Raw genomic sequence first — 20413 nt, forward strand, 5'->3', positions numbered from 1 at the left:
TATTAATCGTCGGATGGCGTTTCGGTAGTGATTGGCTGTTCGGTCCGACGTGACCACGTGCGAACGAGCCCGTAGGCCGGGTCGAACAGGATGATAACCAACATTCCTGCGAGCAACACGCCGGTACTACCGCGCATGAGATTCATCAGCGGAATCTGTCGGATCGTCAGTGAGGCGGTTCCCTCGTCGACCGCTGCGATGACGTACGTGTCGTGGGTCAATCCACGATCGACGAAGACGTTCCTGACCTCCATCCCGCCTTGCTGGAGGTAGCGCTCTTGGCCGGCCTCGCCGCTGGCGAGTCGTTCGCCATCGTCGTAAACGGTGAGTCCGACGGCACTGCCCTGGACGCGCGTCTGATCGAGCGAAGCAGGTGGGTTCGTCACCGTACCGATGTCCGCCGGGTCGGTGACGACGACCGCATCGGTTTGCGATAGCTCCGGAAGGTACTCCCACATAACGTATCCAACGCCGACTACCTGATCGCCTTCCGAAACATCAACGTCTGCCTGTCCGTCGCCGACGACGCCGAGCCAGATCTGCGAGTCGTCGAGTTGGACGATAGTCGCTCCCTCCCCCTGATTAACCTCGGTTACCGTTCCGTACACCGGCTGTACCGTCTCGTGAATCGAATCGCCTCGAGCAGTCACCTCGTCCACTGAGAAGGCGACGTTTCGAATGTCGGGATCGTCCGGACGCTGATACTCACGATAGTCGGTCACTTCGACGGCGTAGCTGGAGTCGGGGACGTCGTGGACGCCCGAGTCGTCCAGTGCTGCCTCCTGTTCGGAATCGGCAATAATCACCGACGACTGTGCGGTAAACAGATAGGAGAACGCGACGGAGATCACGAGAATCACGAATCCGATGTGAACCATCGCGACGCCTACCTGTTTGAATTGATAGTTGCGACTCGGCGAGCCGTGGACGTACTCGAGTGTGCGATTGATGACCGTGAGACAGACGTACGCCGCTGGCGGGAGCAGCGAGAGGACACTCGCACTGCCGATGAGCTGGTAGAATAGCGCATCGTTCGTGTCACTCGTTGCAAGCAGCCACGAATCGGTCGGCGCGACCACCGCAGCCAGAACGGTTGCCGTCGTGAAGACGCCAAGCGAGAGCAATGCGCGGCGGCGACCTTCCACGTCGTAATCCATGTAGAACCCGAGGAGCAACAGCATCGCGAGCACGATCGGATAGCTCCAGAGATTGTAGTAGTCGCCCGTCACTTCGACTTCCATCCCCGTGATGTAGCTGTTGAGGACGGGAAACGAGAGCCCCCAGACGGAGACGAAACCGAGCAGTCCGATACCGAGGACGGCGAGGTGTAACAGATTCGCTCGAGTGAGCCATGGCTGGGATTCCTCAGCTGGCTCCGCTGGCTCTCTCAGAAGCCAGTAGCCAAACGGGAGACAGACGCCGAGTATCGTCGTCACTGCGAGCAACACGAGCAGCGCGAACCCAATTCCGCCGTCGGCAAACGAGTGAACGCTTCGGAAGACGCCACTTCTGACGATCGCCGTCGCGTAGATGACGAGAGCGAACGTCGTCGCCGTCATCGCCGGTGCGAGCGTTCCGTACGTCGATCGCGACCGGTAGTTCATTACGGCATGTAACGTCGCAGTGAGGAAGATCCACGGGATCAACACGGCGGTCTCGACGGGATCCCACGCCCAGATCCCACCCCAGCCAAGGACTCGATACGACCACAGCGACCCGAGGACGATTGCGGCGGTGAGAAAGAACCACGAGATACGGAGCCAGCGCGTGATGCTTCCGATCCAGTCACTGAACAGTCCTCCGTTACCCCGGATCGTCGAGATGAAGTGGGCAACGGCGATGGCAAACGGCATCGTCAGAAGGGCGTAGGCGATGAACATCACCGGTGGATGGATCGCCATGTACGGATCGATCAGAAGCGGATTTAGTCCCGTCCCATCGAGCGGCGCGGCCCCCTCGCCCATCTCGGGGAACTCCTCGGTGATCGCGGTGAAGGGACTATCGAAGAATAGCATGGCCGCGAAGTACGTGACAATCCCGACCGTGAGTCCCTGCACGAGTTTCGCATCGGGCGACGCTATTCCCCGGCGGACAGCCGCCCAGAAGGCGACGACGGCAGCCAGTGCAGCCCACAGTAGAACGGAGCCTTCGTTACCCGCGTAGACGCCGGTGATGCGGTAGAGGAGTGGAATGTAGTTCGCCGTGTTGTTCCAAACATACGCGTTCGTGTAGTCGGTAACGACGAACTGGTACGTGAGATAACCGAGTGCAACTACCAGCAAGCCAGCAGTCACACCGATCAACGGTGTGATGACGGTAACGTAGCCGTTGTCTCGGCGAAGATAGCCACGAAACAGGAGCACCGACGCCACGAGTCCGGTGAGCGTCGCGCTGGCGATGAGCGCAGGTCCGATCATCGACTTTCCCACTTCGATTGTGCTTCATCGAGATACGCAATGAACGAATTCGTCTCGGCGTATCCATTAATTTCTACCAACAGTTCTCCGTCGGGCGTGATCGCGACGTGCTGGGGCGGATAGTTCGCGTTGTATCGTTGCTGGAGATCTTTCGCCTCCGGACTACTATCGTCGAGGTTCACCGCGAGTAGAACGAAGTCGTCGAGCCGGTCGTTGACGTCCGGATCGACGTAGGCATTCTTATTGTAGTCTTCACAGTAGGTACACCACGTCGTCCAGAAGTAGACGAGGACCGGTTTGTCTTCCGCGACAGCGGTCTCCATCGCCGTGTCTACGTCCGTTTTCCATGTAGTATCTCCATGATACGTGTATGATTCATCACTCAGTACGGATGCCGTGTTCATCGAATAGTATCCGATTCCAAGAGCCGTGATAACAAGTACGATCGTGAGGATTTTTCGTGGTGTCACGGCTTCGGTGGGCTCGATAGTAGCGGTTTGTTTGACACGACCATACGGGGATTCTAATTCTCCCATGAGGGTTCACAGACCATAAATCTTTAATCATTAGTTTCCGTCGTTATGATATATGCCAGTTAGTGCATTATGTAGAATACTTTCAAAAAGGGAGACCGATCGTTTATGAAGCGAAAATCACTCATCCTGTCTGGTGTCATAATACTTATCGTTCTGGCCGGTTGTTCCGCTCCGACAGCACCCGATGACAGCGACGACGAAACGAGCGATCCAATAGAAGCGCCAGCCGAATGGCCAGATCGGACCGTGTTGGACGGCGATCTTCGAGAAGGTGAGTCGAAAGATAACCTCGAGTACCGGAACGCAACGGCCGGCGAGGAGATCCAGTTCAGCCCCAAAGAGATGAACGAGTCGACGCTTCCTGAGAACGAAAACGAGCGGGAACTCGTCATCTACGGGCGCGAGATCATGGAAAACACCTCCGAAGAACTCCCAGAGCACGTCGGTAACGAACTGTCGTGTGCGAGCTGTCACGGCGGTAGCGACCTCGGCATGACGCAGGGAATGGTCGGCCAGGATATCAACATGATTCCGCTCGTCGGGACCCATGCAGACCTGCCCGAGTGGACTAACCGGCGTGACCGGATGCGCGACAGTCGCCAGCGGCTGATGGGCTGTTTCGACCGGAGTATGAACTCCCAGGACGCCGAGGAGGGCACACCCGAGTACGACAGCAGGGAGATGCAAGCCATGGAGGCGTACATGCAATGGCTAAGCGAGGGCGTGCCGACGAAGGCTCAGCCGTACTGGTCACACCTGAATAAAGCAGAGGGTGACGAACGCGTTCCGGTCGAAGAGATCAACCCCGTTCGGGGTGCAGAACTTTACCTCGAGAACTGTGCGTCCTGTCACGGTGACGATGGACAGGGAATCGAGGACACTGCCACAGCGCTGTGGGGTCCTGACTCGTTCAACGACGGTGCCGGAATGTCGCGCGTCTACACGTCGTCGGCGTTCATCCGCGAGGCCATGCCCTACGGCGCACCGCATACGTTGACTGACTGGCGTGACGTCCAGGACATTGCCGGGTTCATGAACGGCCACGATCGCCCCGAGTTCGTGGGCAAGGAAGACGACTTCCCGACGACGGGTCCACCGGAGGAGGGAGTCTACTACGAACGGACGCAGGAGGATCTCGGCTACGATATGAACCCGATGCAGAAGAAGCTCGAGTTAGCTGGGATTCCCACGGGAACCGAATCGCTCAGCGAGGACGATATCCCGGACGACGTCGATCGGTACGACCAGCCGCTCCGGGAGGAGTCGCTCAACGAGACGGACAACTGAACGAAGCCGTCATACGGTCTGCTGGCACCGTGTCCCGGCGCACCCGCAGGTGGGTCGCAGGTGTGCCGGAACTGGCTGACAGGAATCCGTATCACTCGTTGCGGATCCATCACGTTCTTTATGCTCATCTCGAAACGTAGAGTCGACAATGGTCGAGACGCCGGGGTTAGTTGCAGTTTTTGTCGCAGGAGTACTCACTGCGCTCACACCGTGTTGTCTCCCGATGATCCCCCCGTTGCTCGCGGGAAGCACCGGACACCGGTTTCGGCCGCTCGCGATCGTTGCCGGGAGTATCGTGTCGTTTACCGTGCTCGGAATTGCCACGGCGCTGGTCGGTTCGCTGACGCCCGATTCGTTTCGGCTGCCGTTCGTGGCGATGATTATCGTCTTCGGTGCGGTGATGGCCGATGACGATCTCCACACCGCGTACACGACGTACGCATCGCGAGTTACCGGCCCGGTAACGCGGTTTACGACCGCTATCGAAACGTCTCATCACCCACTCGTCGGCGGCTTCGTGCTCGGACTGTTTCTCGGCGTCATCTGGTTGCCGTGTGTGGGGCCCGTACTCGGGAGCGTGCTTGCGTTCGTCGGTGCGTCCGGAGAGACGACACAGAGTGCAACGCTGCTTTTCACGTACGGAGTCGGCTTCTCCGGACCGCTGTTGGTCGTCGCATACGGCGGCAAACGGGCCGGAAACGTGCTTACCGACCGCGTACGGTCGCTCGACCAGCCCGCGCTAGCGCGACGGCTGAGCGGGTACGCGCTCGTCGTGACAGGCGTCGGACTGTTGTTCGAACTCGACAAGGCGTTGCTGGCAGCACTCGTCCAGTGATTGTTGAAAAAAATTAAGTCATACTCGTTGAATGCATGCTCGTATGCGTAAACTCTCGAAACGACTTGGCACACTCATCGCGCTGTTCCACCGAATCATGTGGAGCCGATTTATTCGATGGGGCGCTTTCGTTCTCGGTTTGACGTCGTTAACTCTCATATTCGGATTCGCCTCCCGAGCGATGTATGGCATCGATCACGGTATCAACCTCATCGCCTACTGGCACATTCCGCTCGCGTTTCTGACTGCCGGCGCGCTCTCTGCGACGTTCGTCGGGAGTGTGCTCTATCTCAAGTACGAGGGCCGATTCTGGAACCGGCTCGCACACAGCGGCGGTGAGATCGGATTTCTGTTCGCAACGCTGACGCTCGTTACGGGAAGCCTGTGGGGACGCGTCGTCTGGAACTCGTGGTGGGAGTGGAGTGACGTTCGACTCATCACGTTTCTCATGGTCTGGTTCATCTACGCGGGATATCTCGTCGTGTACGCCTCGACCGAACGCGGGGCCGACGAACGATTCGCGGCAGTCTACGGAACGGTCGCGTTCATCACCGTTCCGATCACCTACACTGCTGGCCGTCTCTGGACGCCGACCTTTCACGAACCGACCGTGGCGAACCCCGACGTGAGTGCAAACATCGACCCGCTGACGCTCGGCATCTCGTTGCTCGCACTGGGGCTGCTCTATATCTACCTGATGGCGATTCGTATCCGCCTGCACGAACTCGAGGACAGAGTCGCCTTCAAAAAAGAGGAGGTGGCGTAACGATGGAACCGTTCCTCCTCGCCAGTTACGGCGCGATATTCGTCGCGCTATTCGCGTACATCCTCTACATGCAGCGCCAATTACAGCGCCTCGAGCGACAACTGCAAGATCTCCGGTAGCTCTCTGTTACGGCCTAGATGAATAGCGCCCCCGCCGACCGTCGCCGCCCCCACACACGACGGCTGTGCGTCGGGATCGCTATCGACAGTGTCTCTTCAGGGCGACCTCGGTTCTGACAGCCTCACTGTGATGGCTTTGTCTGGGCGCGTGGGGTTCCAAGGTTCCGTTGTCGGTCGGAACCGTCAGCCAGTGTCGCAGGGCCTGTAGCTCGGGTTGCTATGAGGGATTGGACTTCGAATGGGCGGGAAGTCGTAGGTGAATCGACTCTTGGATCGGCGAATTAAGCTGGGGGGTTCTGAAACCCTGTTTCAGGTCCCCAGATGCCGCCCAAACCCCATCGTGTCCGCGCGAACACCGTCGCTTTCGGGACCCTATCCAGAAGCCTGATTCAGTACCGCTACCGGAGATGGTAGGCTAATTCTCGAGTGACGCGTCGCCCTGGAATCTCGACCTCGGTCACCGATTGAACGCACCCCTTCGCGGCCGGCGAGTTCCATTGTCGGAATCGTCGCACAGGGATCGGCGTGACGATCGAGTCGGGGCCGCCGGTCAATCGACGTGCCGGCACTGTGGAGCCCACGTCACCGATCGATTCCGCCGCGTCCTCGACGACGATCGCAATCGGACCCGGAGACGTCGCCCGGCCGTCACGGAGGTGAGGCGAATGCGTGACGATCCGTTCGTCCCGGCGAGTCGGCCGTACGACGCCGAGAGTCTGCCGCCTCTGGCTCAACCGCCCCATCGAGCGATCGATGAGCAAGTCCGGCACGCGATCGTGAGTTAGGAACGAGTGATCCGGACCGACAGCGGACGCTTTTCGGGCGGTACGGGGCGATGGAGCAGCGGATTCATTCGGAGATTTCTTCCTGTTCGAGGGTCGCTGTTTCAGCGACGACAAACTTCACCAGATCGTCTTTTACGTGATTCCGATCCAGATGCCGCTCTAATTTCTTGTTGCGATCCATCGGTTCGTGGCAAACAGGACATTCTACCGGACATCTCGTTGCCATACCGGGGTCAGATTCCCCACTTCCAAAAGAACGTAGCTGGCTATTTCAACCCCGTTTACCTCGTGTTCCCGGTGAATTGCTCGAGAGGTGGGTCTGCGAACTGAACGGATCTCGATAGTGGGACCTGTACTCCATTTATCAGTTCACTGATCACCCCCAGAACGAGGCGTTTCCCAGACAGTAGAACAGCGCCACCCAGCCGAGGAACAGGCCTGCAATCACGACCAGGAAATCCGCCATACACGTCCCCAGAACGACGCAGTAGCCGATACCGATCGTGAGCAACAACAACGAACTCCCGAACAGAATGTGACACCGGCGTTCGGCCTGCGGGTCCATATCCGTTCTATTCACGATCGGGCCTAAAGGTCTATTTCGTGACAGGGGGAGTTTCACGGAACTCGAACCGGGACCGACGGGGTGGATGCGGACGACTGCTCCGGACGAGCGCTTGCACGGAGACCGGCCGATCGCCGCGGTGCGATCGTAAAACTCGAACCGCGGCCACGGACGGATTCGAGGTCGCTGGCGGCGAGTCTCTGTTTCCGGTCAGCGTGCCAGCCGATCGAACCGATCGCGTCGTGACGGGGTGGTCGGCGTCGATGGGTCGCAACCGTCCAGGCGAATGACCTCTGGACCGTTAGTTTAATAGAATCGTGGGGAAAACAATGGGCTGTCGGCAGAGCCCATCGACGGCATCACCGGGGGACTGGTTGGGGGGCACAGTCGACATCGCCACCCCCGCTGCCGACCGCGTACACCCATCGCCGTTTTCGTCCTGCGGCCGTTCGTCACCGATTCGATTCCACTATTGGATTCACCACGATCCACCCCGGTCGTCTGTCAGTACAGGCCGACGATACAACCCGATCGAGCCGTTCGGTTGGGTATGGACGCATCCGACGTCGACGCGAGTCCGGACTCGAACGGGGAACCGATTCCAGCGGTCGAGTCGTTCGCCGCGCAGGCGCGCCGCCGGGCAGAGGCTGAGCGCGAGGTCGTCGAGTGGGCGATCGACGAACTCGAATCCCTGATCGCCGCACGCGACGTCGACCTCGAACCGCTGCTCGAGTACGCCGAGGAGAGCCAGTCGAGTCTCCCGGATCGGCACCGACGCGCGTACGAGACGATGGCCGACGCCTTCGACGTCGATCGCGACCTGTACGCGGTGTACGCGCTCGCCTACTCGGACCTGTGCGAAGAACTGGCCGAGGGTGACGGCCGATCGGAGCGGCACCCGAACGGATGTACGAACGCCCTCGTCTCGCCGGCGGCCGCCGACGCGACCGGCTCGCTCGTGCTCAAAAATCGCGACATCGCGGGCCGAGGGACGCGCCCGAAGTCGATCGTCGAACAGCCCCCGATCGATGACTACTACGGGTTCCTGACGGTCGACACCTGCGGGACCGTCATGGTGTTCAAGGGGGTCAACGATCGAGGACTGGTCGCGGCCAACACCTACATCGACGCCAACCGGGAGGATCTCGACCCGGGCGAGCAACTCCGGAACGGGACCGCGATTCGGCGGCTTCTGGAGGAGTGTACCTCCGTCGAGGAGGCCCGATCCCTGCTCGAGTCGTACCCGACGCGCCGACTGATGGCCCAGACGCTGTTCCTGGCCGACGGGACGGACGCCGCGTTGCTCGAGGTCGATCCTGCGGCCGAACGGATCGCCGTCGACGACGATCGGGTAGTCGTCCGGACGAACCACTTCGTGGACGGGGCCTCGACCGTGACGGAGAGTTCGAAACGGCGACGCGATCGGGCCAGGGCGCTCCTCGCTGGTGAGAGCGGGGACCGACTCGACCGGGACGACCTGTGGGCCGTCGCGGCGGATCACGCGAACGGCCCCGGCGACGACTCGATCTGTCGCCACCCGGAACCCGAGACGGACGACCCCCACGCGTTCGGTCAGTTGACCACGGCCAGCGCGGCGGTCTTCGAGGGTGGATCGCCGGAGATCGAGGTCGTGATGGGTAACCCGTGCGAGCGCGATCGGACGCGGGTGTCGTTTGGCGAGGCCGTCCCGCCCGCGTTCCGGACGGGACGGCAGTGGCTCGATCGGGTTCGCGCCACGTAGCACCGGATCGCGTCCTCGTACGGTTTACTGTACGTCATTTCCGGCGCAACCGCCGCCCGGATCGCGGTTGCGCCGGTACATCGTTACAGCAATCCGTATCAGGCGCGGGCGACGTGCCGGGTGAGGTCCGCCTCGAGCCGATCGGCTGCTCGGAGCCGCAACCGGCAGGCCCGGCGCTTCGAGAGTCGCTCGTCGGGATGTCGATCGGCGAGCGGGTCGTAGTCCGCCGCCGTAATGTCGAACATCCGCAGGTAGTCGCGAACGGCCGGATCGGCGACACCGTCGTGAATGGCGGTGTCGGTGGTCCGATCGACCGTCTCGAACGAGGGGAGTGACACGGCATCGTCGCTCGGCGCCGCGTCAGCCCCGGCGACGACCGTGCCGTGATCGGTTGCGTCGGTGACGATCGATCGAACGTCGCCGGCGAGCCGGAGGATCTCGCTCGGCAGGGTTGCATCGGGCGATCGCCACTCGACCGTCGGGAACGCGTCCCGCAGCCGGACCGGCGTCCAGACCGCGTCGTAGGGGTCGAATTCCGCGTCGAACGTCGCCTCGTCGACGCCTCGATCGAGGGCACGCTCGCGGAAGCCGTCGTAGGCCGTCTCGAGTCGGTTCTCCCATTCGTCGACGCTTGCGACGTAGGGCCAGAGCTGGCCCTGCTCGGGACAGGTCTCGTAACAACAGCGTCGATAGAGGTAGGGCCGGGCGCACGCGAGGAGGCGCTCGCCCCGGTAGTGCGAGGAGCTGTTGACGAGGGCGAACGCGGGATCGATCGCGGTCAGCGCGTTGAGCTGGTCGACGACGCTAGACTGTTCGAAGTGGACGTGCGTCCCGGCACAGACGCGTGCGTCGTCGAACGCCCGCCCGACGATGCGTCGCTGCAGGTCGGTCCCGGCTTTCTCGCGGTACGGAATCTCCGCGGGTGAGGCGTTGAGAGGTGTCGCCAGCGGAACGAGCCGTTTGTCCTGCTGTCGTGCCGCGTCGACGACCCGACTGATTCGATCGACGAACTCCGCGCGGAGTTCGGCCATGGACGAACAGGGCGTGGTCTTGATTTCTACCATCGGCTCGACGAACTCGGGATCGACGTGATCGGAGACGTCGAGCAGTGTTTCGGGCGGTACCAGATCACCGTCGTCGTCGACGACCCAGTACTCTACTTCGAGGCTAGTTTTCATGGGGGTGGCTCCGTTGGACTGCGGGTGTTGCGTGGCCCTCGGGCGAGCCGTCACCGGACCAGTACTCCAGGGCGCGGCACCGGACGGCTGTCTCGGCCGGCGGATACTGTTCGCCCGCCGGAGACGATCGGGAGGTGTCGTCCATCGCCGCTGCCCGTCGAAACCGTGGTAGGCAGGAGCGACGTGAAGCGGTTGAGCCTGCGTGCGCCGGTTGTGTTCCCGTGGCGCGGTCAGATTCCGCTGAGGAAACGCTTCGGTGTCCGGCCATCGGCGAGTCTATCGGCACGGAACAGCAGGGGACTTTCGTAGCGTTTCGTGAGGCACCCCGGGCGGTTCGCCAGACCGGTCCCGGAAGCCGATAACTTATGTCTCTCACCGCCCAATGGCCACGCAATGGCCGCACACGATACGGGCAGACGGCGTTTTCTATCCGGGGTGAGTGGGACGCTCGGCGTTGCCCTCGTAACCGGCTGTCTGGGTGGGACGGACGACGGCGAGGAGAGCCCCGAACCCGTCGTCGACGCCGCGGAGTCGCTCGAGGGGGATACCGATCCCGAGGCGTGGGCCGACGTCGAGTCGCTCCGGTTCGACGGCTGGGTCGGCGGCTGGGTCGGCGTCGAGCCAGAGCCGATCGCGGACGTGGAGAACCCGACGCTGGTGCTCGTCGAGGGCCGGGAGTACGAGATCACCTGGGAGAACATGGACGGCGTCCACCACAACTTCGCGTTCTGGGACGCCGACCACGACGTAGTCAACGAGTACTCGACCCCCGGCACCGACGTTCAGGGCGAGACGGAGACGCTCAAGATCGAGGCGACGGCCGAGATGGAGACCTACCGCTGTGAGTACCAGCAGGCCCGGCAACGAGGGGACGTCGTCTTGCTCGACTCCGCGTAGCCTCGCGACGCTCAGCGGACGACGGTAACCGGAACGGGGGCTCGACGGACGATCTTCTCGGCGACGCTCCCGAGCAAGACCCGTGAGACGCCCGATCGGCCGTGGTTGCCGACGATGATGAGGTCGACGTCGTGCTCCTCGGCGTACCGAACGACCTCGCGAGCGGGATTTCCGACGGCGATTTCGGTCCGGAAGTCGACGTCGTCGGCACCGGCGAGGTCCGTGACCTCCTCCTGGAAGTCCTCGGAGGCCTCTTCCTTTCGTTTCCCGAAGAAGTCCTTCGCGAGTTCGATCCCTGCACCCGTCGAACCGTCGGCCGCTTCGACGACGCGGAGCAGAATGATCTCCTCGTCCGCATACTCGCTGAACGCTCGCTCTGCCGCCTTCTGTGCTGGCGCGGAACCGTCGTACGCGACGAGTACTGCCATACGGGAGCTACCCAGTCCGGATTGATAAACCCAGACGATAGCGCGGCGATCGAATCCGGAGACGGAATGCGATGCCCGCCCGCTGGTGTCCGATCGCAAACCGTCGCTACTCTTCGAACCGGAAGATTCCAGTCCGAACTTTTTGTACTCGGAGTGCCTTCGGCACCCTCTCACGCAAAAACTTCGATGAAAAAGCCGATCGCTCCTCCCGTCGCTCGCGGTCGCTATTCCTCGAAGACGAACGTTCCGTCCTCCTGAACGCGCTCGCCGTCGATCTCGATGAACGAATCGTCGCTCATGTCGACGATCATGTCCACGTGGACGGCGGAGTCGTTGGCCTCGTTGCCCTCGCCGACGGTATCGTCGTAGGCGCGGCCGACAGCCATGTGGACGGTGTCGCCCATCTTCTCGTCGAACAGCATGTTGTAGGTGAACTGGTCGATGTCGCGGTTCATCCCGATGCCCAGTTCGCCCAGTCGGCGGGCTCCGTCGTCCGTGTTCAGGACTTCGGTCAGGACGTCCTCGTTTTTCGCCGCCGAGTGCTGGACGACCTCGCCGCCCTCGAACTCGAGGTAGACGTCGGTGATCTCCCGGCCCTGGTGGTACAGCGGCATGTCGAACAGCACCTCGCCCTCGACGCTGTCGGGCTGGGGCGCGGTGAAGACCTCGCCGCCGGGGAGGTTGTGCTCCCCGTGGTCGTTGATCGTCGGGTTGCCGTCGATCGACATCGTCACGTCGGTCGTGTCGCCGCTCTTGATGCGGATCTCCTCGGCGGGATCCATGATCTCGACCATGTGCTCCTGGTGTTCGCGCTGGGCGTCCCAGTCCTTGTTGACGGCGTCCCAGACGAAGTTCTCGTACCCCTCCGTGCTCATCTCCGCGAGCTGGGCGTTCGCCGGCGCGGGGAACTGCGTGAGACACCAGCGCTTCGAGAGCCGTTCATCCAGAATCGGCCGCTGGGCCTGCTGGTAGGCCGACTGGGTCTCGGGATCGACGTCGCTGGTCTGGGTGACGTTGTCGCTCGCGCGGATGGCGATGTAGACGTCCGTGTTCTCGATGAGCGCGAGTTCGTGCTCGGGCGTCTCGTACTCGTCGTCCCCGGCGCGGAGATACGCCCGCTGCTGGCGTTTCCCGGTGCGCTGGCTCGTCGTGATCGGGTTCGCCCCTCGATCGCCGATCACCTCGTGGAGCGCGACGACGAGGTCCTCGGCGACGGGATGGGCGTCGACGACGACGTTGTCCCCTTCCTCGAGGTCGACCGAGTGGTTGGCGATGATCTCGGCGTGCTCACGGATGCGTGGGTCCATGTATCGCAAATTCTGCCACCGCGGTCATACCGTTTTCGAATCGAAATGTCACGGTCGATCGCGTCGGGGTGGTGTACTGTCACTGCGCCGCGCTCGGTGCCGAGTCGACCAGGTCCCGAAGGAATGACACCGTCGCGGCAGTCAACACCAGCGAGAGCGGTACCGCGAGGGCCAGTGCGAGCAGGAAACCGCCGGGCCCGGCACTGACCAGCAGGGAGAGCACGATCGAAGATACGACCGCGACGCCGACGTGCCAGAGACCGAAGGCGAGGTATGCACGCTCTCCGACCGCGAATCCGTACGAGAGACGGAACGCCTCGACGAAGGGGGCATCCGCGACGACGAACAGGAACGGCACGGCGTAGAAGAGGTAGCCGACCACCACGACCGCGGGAAGCGCGAGGATGATCAGGGCCGGGGAGACCAGCGCGAACGGCACGAGCAGCAGTATCGCGCCGATGGCGACGAGATTGTACAGGACGAACCGCGGCGCGTACTCGCTGGCACACGCTACGATTGCCGCCGGATCGCGGCGGAGTCGTCGATCGAGTCCGCCGACGTAGACCGCCGCGAGCACCGACGCGATCGCGACGTACGCGAGAATCGCGAGGAGAATCCACGCGCCGGCGGCGGCGCCGACGCTCTCGAGGGGGATTCCCACGCCGTCGAGTGGCGTCTCGATGGGGACGCCGGTACCGCCGGTCCCGGTCGCACCGGTCGAACCGGTCGGGTCGGCGAACGGATCGCTTCCCGGCGGTGAGTCGCCGACAGTGGGCCGTCGGCGCGAGACGGACGGCGGGGGCGGATCCGCAAAGGTCCACAGATCGAGGAGTGGCGACGGGAAGGCGAACTCGACGTTGATCGAGACGCCGCTGCCCGGATCGAGCGCCCGCTGGACGTTTCCGACCTGGAGCAGGGAGGTCAGCAGCGGCACCAGCGCGAGCGGCAGTATCGCGTCAATCCGATCGGTGACGCGCGAGACGTGCCAGGGGAACGAGTGAGGCGACGAATCGTCGGGATTACCCGCGGCCGTCGGAGCGCCTCCTGGATCGCCCGGCGGCGGCGAGTCGCCGTCCGACCCGTCTCGGGGATCGGGAGTATCTGGGACCATACATCAGAAAATAAATCGGTTGCAGTTGTACCCTTCGGTCGATCGCATCGGCCACCGACGATCCCGCGCTCGGTTCCAGAAGAGCGACACTGTTAGGGCGATGCCGGAACCACCTCTCGCCATGATCGATCTGCGATCGGACACGGTAACGAAACCCGACGAGGCGATGCGCGAGGCCGCTCACACCGCCGACGTCGGCGACGACGTCTACGGCGAGGATCCCACGGTGACCGAACTCGAAACCCGTGCGGCCGAGGCCGTCGGGATGGAGGCCGCGCTATACGTGCCGAGCGGGACGATGGGCAACCAGATCGCGGCGCGGGTCCACACCGATCGGGGTCAGGAGGTGCTGGCCGACCGCAAGAGCCACGTCGTGAAGTACGAACTCGGCGGCTTCGCCCAGCACGCCGACCTGCAGGTCCGGATGCTCGACGCCGATCGGGGCGTCCCGTCCCCGGACCAGGTCGCGGCCGGCTACGTCGCGGAAGACCTCCACCGGCCGGGAACCGGCCTGCTCTGTCTGGAGAACACCCACAACGCCCGCGGCGGCCTCGCGATCGACCCCGACGCGATCGCCGCCGCGGCCGAGGCGGCCCACGATCGCGACCTGCCGGTACACCTCGACGGGGCGCGGCTGTTCAACGCGGCGACGGCGCTGGACGTGCCCGCGACCGAGATCACGGCCCCGGTCGACTCCGTCATGTTCTGTCTCTCGAAGGGGCTCGGGGCCCCGATCGGCTCCGTGCTCGCGGGGTCGAGCGAGTTCGTCGAACGGGCCCGCCGGACGCGAAAACTGTTCGGCGGCGGGATGCGACAGGCCGGGATCGTCGCCGCCCCCGGGTTACGGGCCCTCGAGAACGTCGACGACCTCGCGATCGATCACGAGAACGCCCGTCGACTCGCGGCCGGCCTCGCGGACGTTCCGGGCGTCACGGTCCGGGATCCCGAGACGAACATCGTCCTCGCGGACGTCTCGGAGTCGGGCCTCGAGACGGAGACGGTGGTCGATCGACTTCGCGAGCGGGACGTGCTGGCGAACCCGATGGGGCCGTCGACGATCCGCTTTTGCACTCACAGGGACCTTTCGCGCGAGGACGTCGACCGCGCGCTCGAACGGATCGAGGCGGCGATCGTCTGACGCCTGGCTGTGCTAGCCTGGTACCCCCTCACCGCCCGCGCATCCCGTCCCGGAACTCCAGCACGGTCCGGCGGATGAGCAGGTACAAGAAGAAGATCAGCGCCAGCAGGATCAGGACGATCGCGATAATGACGGGATCGTCGGGAATGAAGCCCAGCATACGACGCGGCTACACTGTCAGCGCGCAAAACCGTTTCGACGTCGATCGTCGCCGGGGTTCGCAGTGAACGGACCGGTCTGGCACGACGGCCCGGACCCGTTCGTCGGGATCGAACCGACGCGCCGTTCTCGCGACCGCGTCCGTCGGTAAAATCGCTTTTTCACCTTGCGCTGACTATAATGCCCGGTGGAACGTAGCCATACGTGCGTCTCGAACGTCGCCCCCCGACGACTTCGAGACCACTGCTGGTCCCCGATCACCTTCCACCAGCCTTCCCCACTCCCGGTCCGACGCGATCGGCCACCCCACTGCCGTCGCGTCGGCCACCCGATCCACCCGGTCCCCGCTGACGCGACGGTCCCCTCCGTTGTCGCGATACCGCCACTGCCGGTGGTTCGATACCGTTGCCATCCCGCCGTGACGATACTCTCTCCCACTGCCCTTCTTCTTCGTCGTCGTCGCCCGTCGCTACGCCCGCGATCGGACCTCGAACGACTCGATGACCGTCCCGTCCGGTTCGCGAAGTTCACCGGTGAGCCGAACGTCGTCCGCGGGGCCGTCCGCCGGACGCTCCTCGAGGACGACAAAGCCCGGTCGGTTCCCGCGCGGCTGGGCGTGACTGCCGGGGTTCACCAGGAGCACGTCGTCCGTCTCGACGATCGTCGGCCGGTGGCTGTGGCCCGAGACGACGACGTCGGCGTCCCGCGATCGGCCGAACATCGCCAGTCCGGTCGCGCCGCCGTCGCGCCGGTGGGTCACTGCGAACCGGACGCCGCCCGCCTCGACGACCCGCGCAGGAGGCAACCGGTCCCGGACCGCCGCGCTGTCGGCGTTGCCGTGGACGGCATAGAGGGCGTCACACTCCTCCTGGAACGCCGCCAGCGCCGTCGAACTGGTGAAATCGCCCGCGTGGATCACGGTGTCGGCCTCCCGTGCGGCAGTCAGGGCCGCCCCGTCGAGTCGATGGCCGCCCTCGCTGTGCGTGTCCGAGAAGATCGCGATCATGGCGGTCTGTTCGGCCCCGATCGGGACGATCCTTTCGACCTGCGATCGTGACCGGGCGACTGCCCGTCCAGTCGGGAGAGGGACCCGACGATCGATCCCGGGCCGTTCTCGCCGACGGCTGTGGCCCCGCTTGCACCGCCGCAAGCACCGACTCTTTTCTTTCGGTTGTGCATATCTTTCGCCGATGGCAAGCAGTACCTCCGTCGTTCTCGCCGCGCTGTTCGCCAACGGCGCGATCGCGATCCTCAAGTTCGGCGGCTTCCTCCTCACCGGGAGTCCCGCGATGCTGTCGGAGACGTACCACTCGATCTCGGACACGGGCAATCAGGTCTTCCTGCTGGTCGGGATCAAGTACGGCGCACAGGAGGCGAACCGGAGCCACCCGTTCGGGCACGGAAAGGCGCAGTTCTTCTACAGCCTGCTCGTGAGCGTCATGCTGTTCGGTATCGCCGGCTGGGAGAGCGCCCGCCACGGCTACAGCGCGCTCCGGGAGGGCGGCGTCCACCGGGCCAGCGAGGACGTCACGCTGCTCGGCGCGACGTTCGACCCGGTGTACGTCAACTACGCCGTGTTGCTCGGCGCGATCGCTTTCGAATCCTACGCGCTCTGGAAGGCCTACCAGGGAATGAGCCGCCAGATGGACGAGCACGGCTGGACCTCCTTCCGCGAGGCGTTCCACAAGACCAGCGACGTGACGACCCTGACCGCGCTCACCGAGGACACGATCGCGCTCGCCGGTGCCGGGATCGCCCTCTTCGGGGTCTACCTCACCCGGACTACCGGGAACCCGACGTACGACGCCGGTGCCGCGCTCGTCATCGGCGTCATGCTCATGGGCTTTGCCCTCGCGCTCGCCTGGGAGAACAAGCGGCTCATCCTCGGCGAGAGCCTCCCGAAAGCCGACGAGAACGAACTCCGCTCGATCGTCGCCGAGTGGGACGGCGTCACCGAACTCGTCGACTTCCGGACGGTATACTTCGGGCCCGAACAGTTGCTCGTGACCGCCGACGTGCGGTTCGAGTCCGCCCTCGACGCGGCGGCGATCGACGAGCGCATCACCGAGATGGAACTCGCGCTGACGGACCACGACGACCAGATCGAGAAGAGCTACATCGAACCCGAGACTCGATCGCCGTAGCCGCCGTTTCGCTGTCCGTTCCGGATCGCGGTTCTCGTCCTCTCTCGTCGTCCTCGTCTCCCATCCCGTCGACCGTCGTCACCGACGTCAGTCCTCGCCGTCGTCGTATCCCGCGACGATCGTCGACCCCGGCGGGCGATCGTTCAGCACCGCCGTCACCGTCGTCTCCTCGAGGTCGACTGTCGACTCGAGGGGCTCCCAGTTGCGATCGCCGGTTCCGTTTCCCGCCTCGTCGGTCTCGGTTTCGACGGCGACCGCGACGTCCGTGGGGCTCGCACCGGGCGGCAACTCCGAGGGATCGTAGACCAGCGTCACCTGGATCGCCTCGATCGCTTTCAACTCGTCGAGGCCGCGGATATCGACCGGGTCCGCGAGCGCGTCGATCGGGGGGTCGATGGCGCTTCTCGCGAGGCCGAACTCGTCCGGAACGACGCCCGCGACGACGGCGATGCTCGCGCCCGCCTGCTCGAGTGTGTCCTCCGCGGCCGTGTCGGAATCGTACCCGGGGATGGCCATACCCGGGGCGAAGCGCTCGACCTATTTGGCGCTACACCGCGCGTACGCCGGCTATGTTGAATGCATGCAATTGGCACACTCGATCGGTCGAACGTGGATCGTAGCTGCGATGTGATCGTACTCGAATCACGGATCTCAACCGCTGCAGCGAGTTCTCGATCGTTCTCACTCTGTTATCGTATGATCCGGGAACGTCTGAGAGTGACATCCTCCCCGGCGTAAACGCCGGGATTCTCTCGCTGTTCAAAGATAGCCGAATCGAGACGAATCCTTTTATCGACGCGGGAACCTATCACGTACTGTGTCCGACACAGGCGGGTACATGCGGTTCTTCCCATACGAGCGGCCCTACGAGAACCAGCGCGAGGCGATGGACCGCATCCACAACACCCTCGTCCGCGGTCAGGACGTGCTGTTCGAGGGGGCCTGCGGCACGGGGAAAACGCTCTCGTCGCTCGTCCCCGCGCTCGAGGTCGCCCGCGAACAGGACAAGACGGTCGTCATCACGACGAACGTCCACCAGCAGATGCGCCAGTTCGTCGCCGAGGCCCGCGCGATCACCCGGGAGGAGGACATTCGGGCGATCGTCTTCAAGGGCAAGTCCTCGATGTGTCACATCGACGTCGGCTACGAGGAGTGCCAGGCGCTTCGGGACAACACCCGGGCCGTCGTCGACGCCGAACGCGATCGGGAGCAACTCGAGCGCCGCCAGCGCGAACTCCTCGCGGAGAGCCAGGAGGGCGACGGCGGCGCGGCCGACGCCCGCAGTGCCGTCATGGACGAACTCGAGTCGATCGAGGAGCGCCTCGAGGACCTGGAAGAGCAGAACGTCTGTGACTACTACCGGAACAACCTGACGGGGGACACGGACGATTTCTTCGCCTGGCTGTTCGACGACGTCCGCACGCCCGGCGAGATTTACGAGTACGCCGAGAAACAGGAGTTCTGCGGCTACGAACTCTTAAAGGAGGGGATCGAAGGCGTCGATCTGGTCGTCTGTAACTACCACCACCTGTTAGACGGCGTCATCCGCGAGCAGTTCTTCCGGTGGCTCGGCCGCGATCCCGAGGACGTGATCGCCGTCTTCGACGAGGCCCACAACGTCGAGGACGCCGCCCGCGAACACGCGACCCGGACCTGCTCGGAGCGGACGCTCGACTCCGCGCTGGACGAACTCGCCGAGACGGACGATCCCCGCTCCGAGGACGCGGCGAACGTCCTCTCCGCGTTCCACCGCGCGCTCGTCGAGACCTACGAGGATTCGTTCGGCTTCGGCGATCGCGAACAGGTGGGCGAGAACTGGACGGACGTCCCGATCGCCAACGAAGGCCGCCGGGACGACCTCACACTGGCGTTCCTGCAACGCTACTCCGGGCGGGGGATCGAAGACGACCTCGAGGCCGCGATGAACCTCGGCCAGGACCTCGACGAGGAGTACGAGGAGGCCTACCGCGAGGGCGAGACGGCAACGCGGACGGAGTGTCAGACCCTGGAGGCGGCGGCGTTCGTCAGCGCGTGGCTGAACGAGGGCTCGAAGGAGGGACTCTACCCCGTCGTCTCGGTCACTCGCGACGCGGGCACGGACGAGGTGTACGGCCGGGCGGAACTCTACTCCTGTCTCCCGCGGCAGGTCACGGGACGGCTGTTCGACGACGTGTACGCGACGGTCCTGATGAGCGCCACGCTCCAGCCGTTCGACGTCACCGAGAACGTGCTGGGCCTCGAGGACCCCGTCACGATGGCCTACGGCCTCCAGTTCCCCGAGGACCGGCGACGGACCTACGCCGTCGAGACGCCGCCGCTGTTCTCGTCCGATCGGGACGACCCCGACGTCCAGGAGACGGTCACCGGGACGATCCACGACGCCGTCCGCATGACGCCCGGCAACACGCTCGCCTTCTTCCCCAACTACGGCGAGGCGAAGCGCTACGCCGATCGGCTCGAGGGGCGGGCCGAGGCGACGGTCTACCTCGACGAACCCGGCGTCGCCGTCGAGGACCTCCGCCGGGAGTTCGTCGCGAGCGACCACGCCGTGCTGTGTACCTCGCTGTGGGGGACGCTGGCGGAGGGCGTGAGCTTCGACGGCGACGACGCCGAGACGGTGCTGGTCGTCGGCGTTCCCTACCCGCACCTCGACGATCGCGCGGAGGCGGTCCAGGAGGCCTACGACGCGGCCTTCGAGGGGACCGACACCGGCTGGCGGTACGCCGTCGAGATCCCGACCGTTCGCAAGACGCGACAGGCGCTCGGCCGGGTCATCCGCTCGCCCGAGGACGTCGGCGTTCGCGCGCTACTCGATCGGCGCTACTCGCGAGAGGCGAAGTCGGACCTGGGGAAGTACAGCGTCAACGGCACCTTCCCGCACGAGGAGCGCGAGGAACTGCTCGACATCGACCCCGGGAAACTGAAGTTCGCGATGCTGAACTTCTACGCCGATCACGACGCCTACGAGGGCGACCCGCCGGCACCGTGAGCCGTCGGTCG

20 protein-coding genes and 1 pseudogene are annotated in these 20413 nt (G+C 63.9%); 10 read left to right on the top strand and 11 right to left on the bottom strand.

Features of this window, described 5'->3' with window-relative positions; all coding sequences use genetic code 11:
• Positions 1-2 precede the first annotated feature (2 nt).
• Together ccsA and MUN73_RS04095 are read right to left on the bottom strand one after the other, a co-directional pair.
• Positions 3-2417 carry a cytochrome c biogenesis protein CcsA gene (gene ccsA / locus MUN73_RS04090; RefSeq protein WP_250139171.1) on the bottom strand — a complete coding sequence of 805 codons (2415 nt, stop codon included), beginning with the start codon at positions 2415-2417 and terminating at the stop codon, positions 3-5.
• Positions 2414-2887, bottom strand: coding sequence for a thioredoxin family protein (locus MUN73_RS04095; RefSeq protein WP_382181791.1), 474 nt, complete (start codon positions 2885-2887; stop codon positions 2414-2416). Before MUN73_RS04095 ends, ccsA begins: the two co-directional genes overlap by 4 nt.
• A 312-nt stretch (positions 2888-3199) precedes the next feature.
• Here MUN73_RS04095 and MUN73_RS04100 point away from each other — a divergent pair, with 312 nt between their 5' ends.
• The 5 genes and pseudogenes from MUN73_RS04100 to MUN73_RS22750 all read left to right on the top strand — a co-directional run.
• Positions 3200-4240 carry a c-type cytochrome gene (locus MUN73_RS04100; protein WP_250139173.1) on the top strand — a complete coding sequence of 347 codons (1041 nt, stop codon included), beginning with the start codon at positions 3200-3202 and terminating at the stop codon, positions 4238-4240.
• A 148-nt stretch (positions 4241-4388) separates the two neighbouring features.
• Complete coding sequence (locus MUN73_RS04105) at positions 4389-5075, top strand: cytochrome c biogenesis CcdA family protein (protein WP_265339094.1); 687 nt, start codon at positions 4389-4391, stop codon at positions 5073-5075.
• Between the two features lie 97 nt (positions 5076-5172).
• Entirely contained in the window at positions 5173-5841 is a 669-nt protein-coding gene (locus tag MUN73_RS04110; RefSeq protein ID WP_343217968.1) for a cytochrome c biogenesis protein, read from the top strand.
• A 2-nt stretch (positions 5842-5843) separates the two neighbouring features.
• On the top strand, positions 5844-5960 hold the full coding sequence (locus MUN73_RS04115) for a CcmD family protein (protein ID WP_250139176.1): 117 nt from the start codon (positions 5844-5846) through the stop codon (positions 5958-5960).
• Positions 5961-6514: 554 nt separating this feature from the next.
• Positions 6515-6633: pseudogene (locus tag MUN73_RS22750) on the top strand (DUF7563 family protein); the annotation flags it as partial.
• 176 nt (positions 6634-6809) lie between these two features.
• Here MUN73_RS22750 and MUN73_RS04120 read toward each other — a convergent pair.
• Both MUN73_RS04120 and MUN73_RS04125 read right to left on the bottom strand, forming a co-directional pair.
• A complete protein-coding gene (locus MUN73_RS04120) occupies positions 6810-6971 on the bottom strand; it encodes a hypothetical protein (RefSeq protein WP_250139177.1) in 162 nt (53 codons plus the stop codon).
• Positions 6972-7121: 150 nt separating this feature from the next.
• The gene (locus MUN73_RS04125) at positions 7122-7310 is read right to left on the bottom strand and encodes a hypothetical protein (RefSeq protein ID WP_250139178.1); all 189 of its coding nucleotides are present in this window, start codon (positions 7308-7310) and stop codon (positions 7122-7124) included.
• A gap of 550 nt (positions 7311-7860) precedes the next feature.
• On the opposite strand from MUN73_RS04125, the gene MUN73_RS04130 reads away from it, so the two are divergent.
• Positions 7861-9051 (top strand): C45 family autoproteolytic acyltransferase/hydrolase, encoded by a 1191-nt coding sequence (locus MUN73_RS04130; RefSeq protein ID WP_250139179.1) that lies wholly within the window; start codon positions 7861-7863, stop codon positions 9049-9051.
• Between the two features lie 98 nt (positions 9052-9149).
• Here MUN73_RS04130 and MUN73_RS04135 read toward each other — a convergent pair whose 3' ends face one another.
• Complete coding sequence (locus tag MUN73_RS04135) at positions 9150-10229, bottom strand: glutamate-cysteine ligase family protein (RefSeq protein ID WP_250139180.1); 1080 nt, start codon at positions 10227-10229, stop codon at positions 9150-9152.
• Positions 10230-10622: 393 nt separating this feature from the next.
• Between MUN73_RS04135 and MUN73_RS04140 the strand changes: the two genes are divergently transcribed.
• A complete protein-coding gene (locus MUN73_RS04140; RefSeq protein WP_250139181.1) occupies positions 10623-11126 on the top strand; it encodes a hypothetical protein in 504 nt (167 codons plus the stop codon).
• Between the two features lie 11 nt (positions 11127-11137).
• Here MUN73_RS04140 and MUN73_RS04145 read toward each other — a convergent pair whose 3' ends face one another.
• From MUN73_RS04145 to MUN73_RS04155, 3 genes are all read right to left on the bottom strand, one after another.
• Positions 11138-11554, bottom strand: coding sequence for a universal stress protein (locus MUN73_RS04145; protein ID WP_250139182.1), 417 nt, complete (start codon positions 11552-11554; stop codon positions 11138-11140).
• 224 nt (positions 11555-11778) lie between these two features.
• On the bottom strand, positions 11779-12861 hold the full coding sequence (locus tag MUN73_RS04150; RefSeq protein WP_250139183.1) for an aminopeptidase: 1083 nt from the start codon (positions 12859-12861) through the stop codon (positions 11779-11781).
• Between the two features lie 79 nt (positions 12862-12940).
• On the bottom strand, positions 12941-13972 hold the full coding sequence (locus MUN73_RS04155; protein ID WP_250139184.1) for a hypothetical protein: 1032 nt from the start codon (positions 13970-13972) through the stop codon (positions 12941-12943).
• Between the two features lie 121 nt (positions 13973-14093).
• Here MUN73_RS04155 and MUN73_RS04160 point away from each other — a divergent pair, with 121 nt between their 5' ends.
• Positions 14094-15110 (top strand): threonine aldolase family protein, encoded by a 1017-nt coding sequence (locus tag MUN73_RS04160; RefSeq protein ID WP_250139185.1) that lies wholly within the window; start codon positions 14094-14096, stop codon positions 15108-15110.
• 28 nt (positions 15111-15138) lie between these two features.
• On the opposite strand, the gene MUN73_RS22540 is transcribed toward MUN73_RS04160, so the two are convergent.
• Complete coding sequence (locus MUN73_RS22540) at positions 15139-15270, bottom strand: DUF7859 family protein (protein ID WP_265339095.1); 132 nt, start codon at positions 15268-15270, stop codon at positions 15139-15141.
• A gap of 468 nt (positions 15271-15738) precedes the next feature.
• On the bottom strand, positions 15739-16275 hold the full coding sequence (locus MUN73_RS04165) for a metallophosphoesterase (protein ID WP_250139186.1): 537 nt from the start codon (positions 16273-16275) through the stop codon (positions 15739-15741).
• Positions 16276-16459: 184 nt separating this feature from the next.
• Between MUN73_RS04165 and MUN73_RS04170 the strand changes: the two genes are divergently transcribed.
• Positions 16460-17413, top strand: a complete 954-nt coding sequence (locus tag MUN73_RS04170; RefSeq protein ID WP_250139187.1) for a cation diffusion facilitator family transporter — start codon at positions 16460-16462, stop codon at positions 17411-17413.
• Positions 17414-17500: 87 nt separating this feature from the next.
• Here the strand turns inward: MUN73_RS04170 and MUN73_RS04175 are convergent, their stop codons facing one another.
• A complete protein-coding gene (locus MUN73_RS04175; protein WP_250139188.1) occupies positions 17501-17929 on the bottom strand; it encodes a hypothetical protein in 429 nt (142 codons plus the stop codon).
• A 301-nt stretch (positions 17930-18230) separates the two neighbouring features.
• On the opposite strand from MUN73_RS04175, the gene MUN73_RS04180 reads away from it, so the two are divergent.
• Entirely contained in the window at positions 18231-20402 is a 2172-nt protein-coding gene (locus tag MUN73_RS04180; protein ID WP_250139189.1) for an ATP-dependent DNA helicase, read from the top strand.
• Positions 20403-20413: the final 11 nt, after the last annotated feature.

It is taken from the genome of Halosolutus amylolyticus, assembly GCF_023566055.1.
Lineage (GTDB): Archaea > Halobacteriota > Halobacteria > Halobacteriales > Natrialbaceae > Halosolutus > Halosolutus amylolyticus.

What these genes read in the sequence shown, in the direction of transcription:
- ccsA (WP_250139171.1), bottom strand. Translation starts at nt 2,417, where the DNA reads ATGATCGGACCTGCGCTCATCGCCAGCGCGACGCTCACCGGACTCGTG.
- MUN73_RS04105 (WP_265339094.1), top strand. Translation starts at nt 4,389, where the DNA reads ATGGTCGAGACGCCGGGGTTAGTTGCAGTTTTTGTCGCAGGAGTACTC.
- MUN73_RS04110 (WP_343217968.1), top strand. Translation starts at nt 5,173, where the DNA reads ATGTGGAGCCGATTTATTCGATGGGGCGCTTTCGTTCTCGGTTTGACG.
- MUN73_RS04115 (WP_250139176.1), top strand. Translation starts at nt 5,844, where the DNA reads ATGGAACCGTTCCTCCTCGCCAGTTACGGCGCGATATTCGTCGCGCTA.
- MUN73_RS04120 (WP_250139177.1), bottom strand. Translation starts at nt 6,971, where the DNA reads ATGGCAACGAGATGTCCGGTAGAATGTCCTGTTTGCCACGAACCGATG.
- MUN73_RS04125 (WP_250139178.1), bottom strand. Translation starts at nt 7,310, where the DNA reads ATGGACCCGCAGGCCGAACGCCGGTGTCACATTCTGTTCGGGAGTTCG.
- MUN73_RS04130 (WP_250139179.1), top strand. Translation starts at nt 7,861, where the DNA reads ATGGACGCATCCGACGTCGACGCGAGTCCGGACTCGAACGGGGAACCG.
- MUN73_RS04135 (WP_250139180.1), bottom strand. Translation starts at nt 10,229, where the DNA reads ATGAAAACTAGCCTCGAAGTAGAGTACTGGGTCGTCGACGACGACGGT.
- MUN73_RS04140 (WP_250139181.1), top strand. Translation starts at nt 10,623, where the DNA reads ATGGCCGCACACGATACGGGCAGACGGCGTTTTCTATCCGGGGTGAGT.
- MUN73_RS04145 (WP_250139182.1), bottom strand. Translation starts at nt 11,554, where the DNA reads ATGGCAGTACTCGTCGCGTACGACGGTTCCGCGCCAGCACAGAAGGCG.
- MUN73_RS04150 (WP_250139183.1), bottom strand. Translation starts at nt 12,861, where the DNA reads ATGGACCCACGCATCCGTGAGCACGCCGAGATCATCGCCAACCACTCG.
- MUN73_RS04155 (WP_250139184.1), bottom strand. Translation starts at nt 13,972, where the DNA reads ATGGTCCCAGATACTCCCGATCCCCGAGACGGGTCGGACGGCGACTCG.
- MUN73_RS04160 (WP_250139185.1), top strand. Translation starts at nt 14,094, where the DNA reads ATGATCGATCTGCGATCGGACACGGTAACGAAACCCGACGAGGCGATG.
- MUN73_RS22540 (WP_265339095.1), bottom strand. Translation starts at nt 15,270, where the DNA reads ATGCTGGGCTTCATTCCCGACGATCCCGTCATTATCGCGATCGTCCTG.
- MUN73_RS04165 (WP_250139186.1), bottom strand. Translation starts at nt 16,275, where the DNA reads ATGATCGCGATCTTCTCGGACACGCACAGCGAGGGCGGCCATCGACTC.
- MUN73_RS04170 (WP_250139187.1), top strand. Translation starts at nt 16,460, where the DNA reads ATGGCAAGCAGTACCTCCGTCGTTCTCGCCGCGCTGTTCGCCAACGGC.
- MUN73_RS04175 (WP_250139188.1), bottom strand. Translation starts at nt 17,929, where the DNA reads ATGGCCATCCCCGGGTACGATTCCGACACGGCCGCGGAGGACACACTC.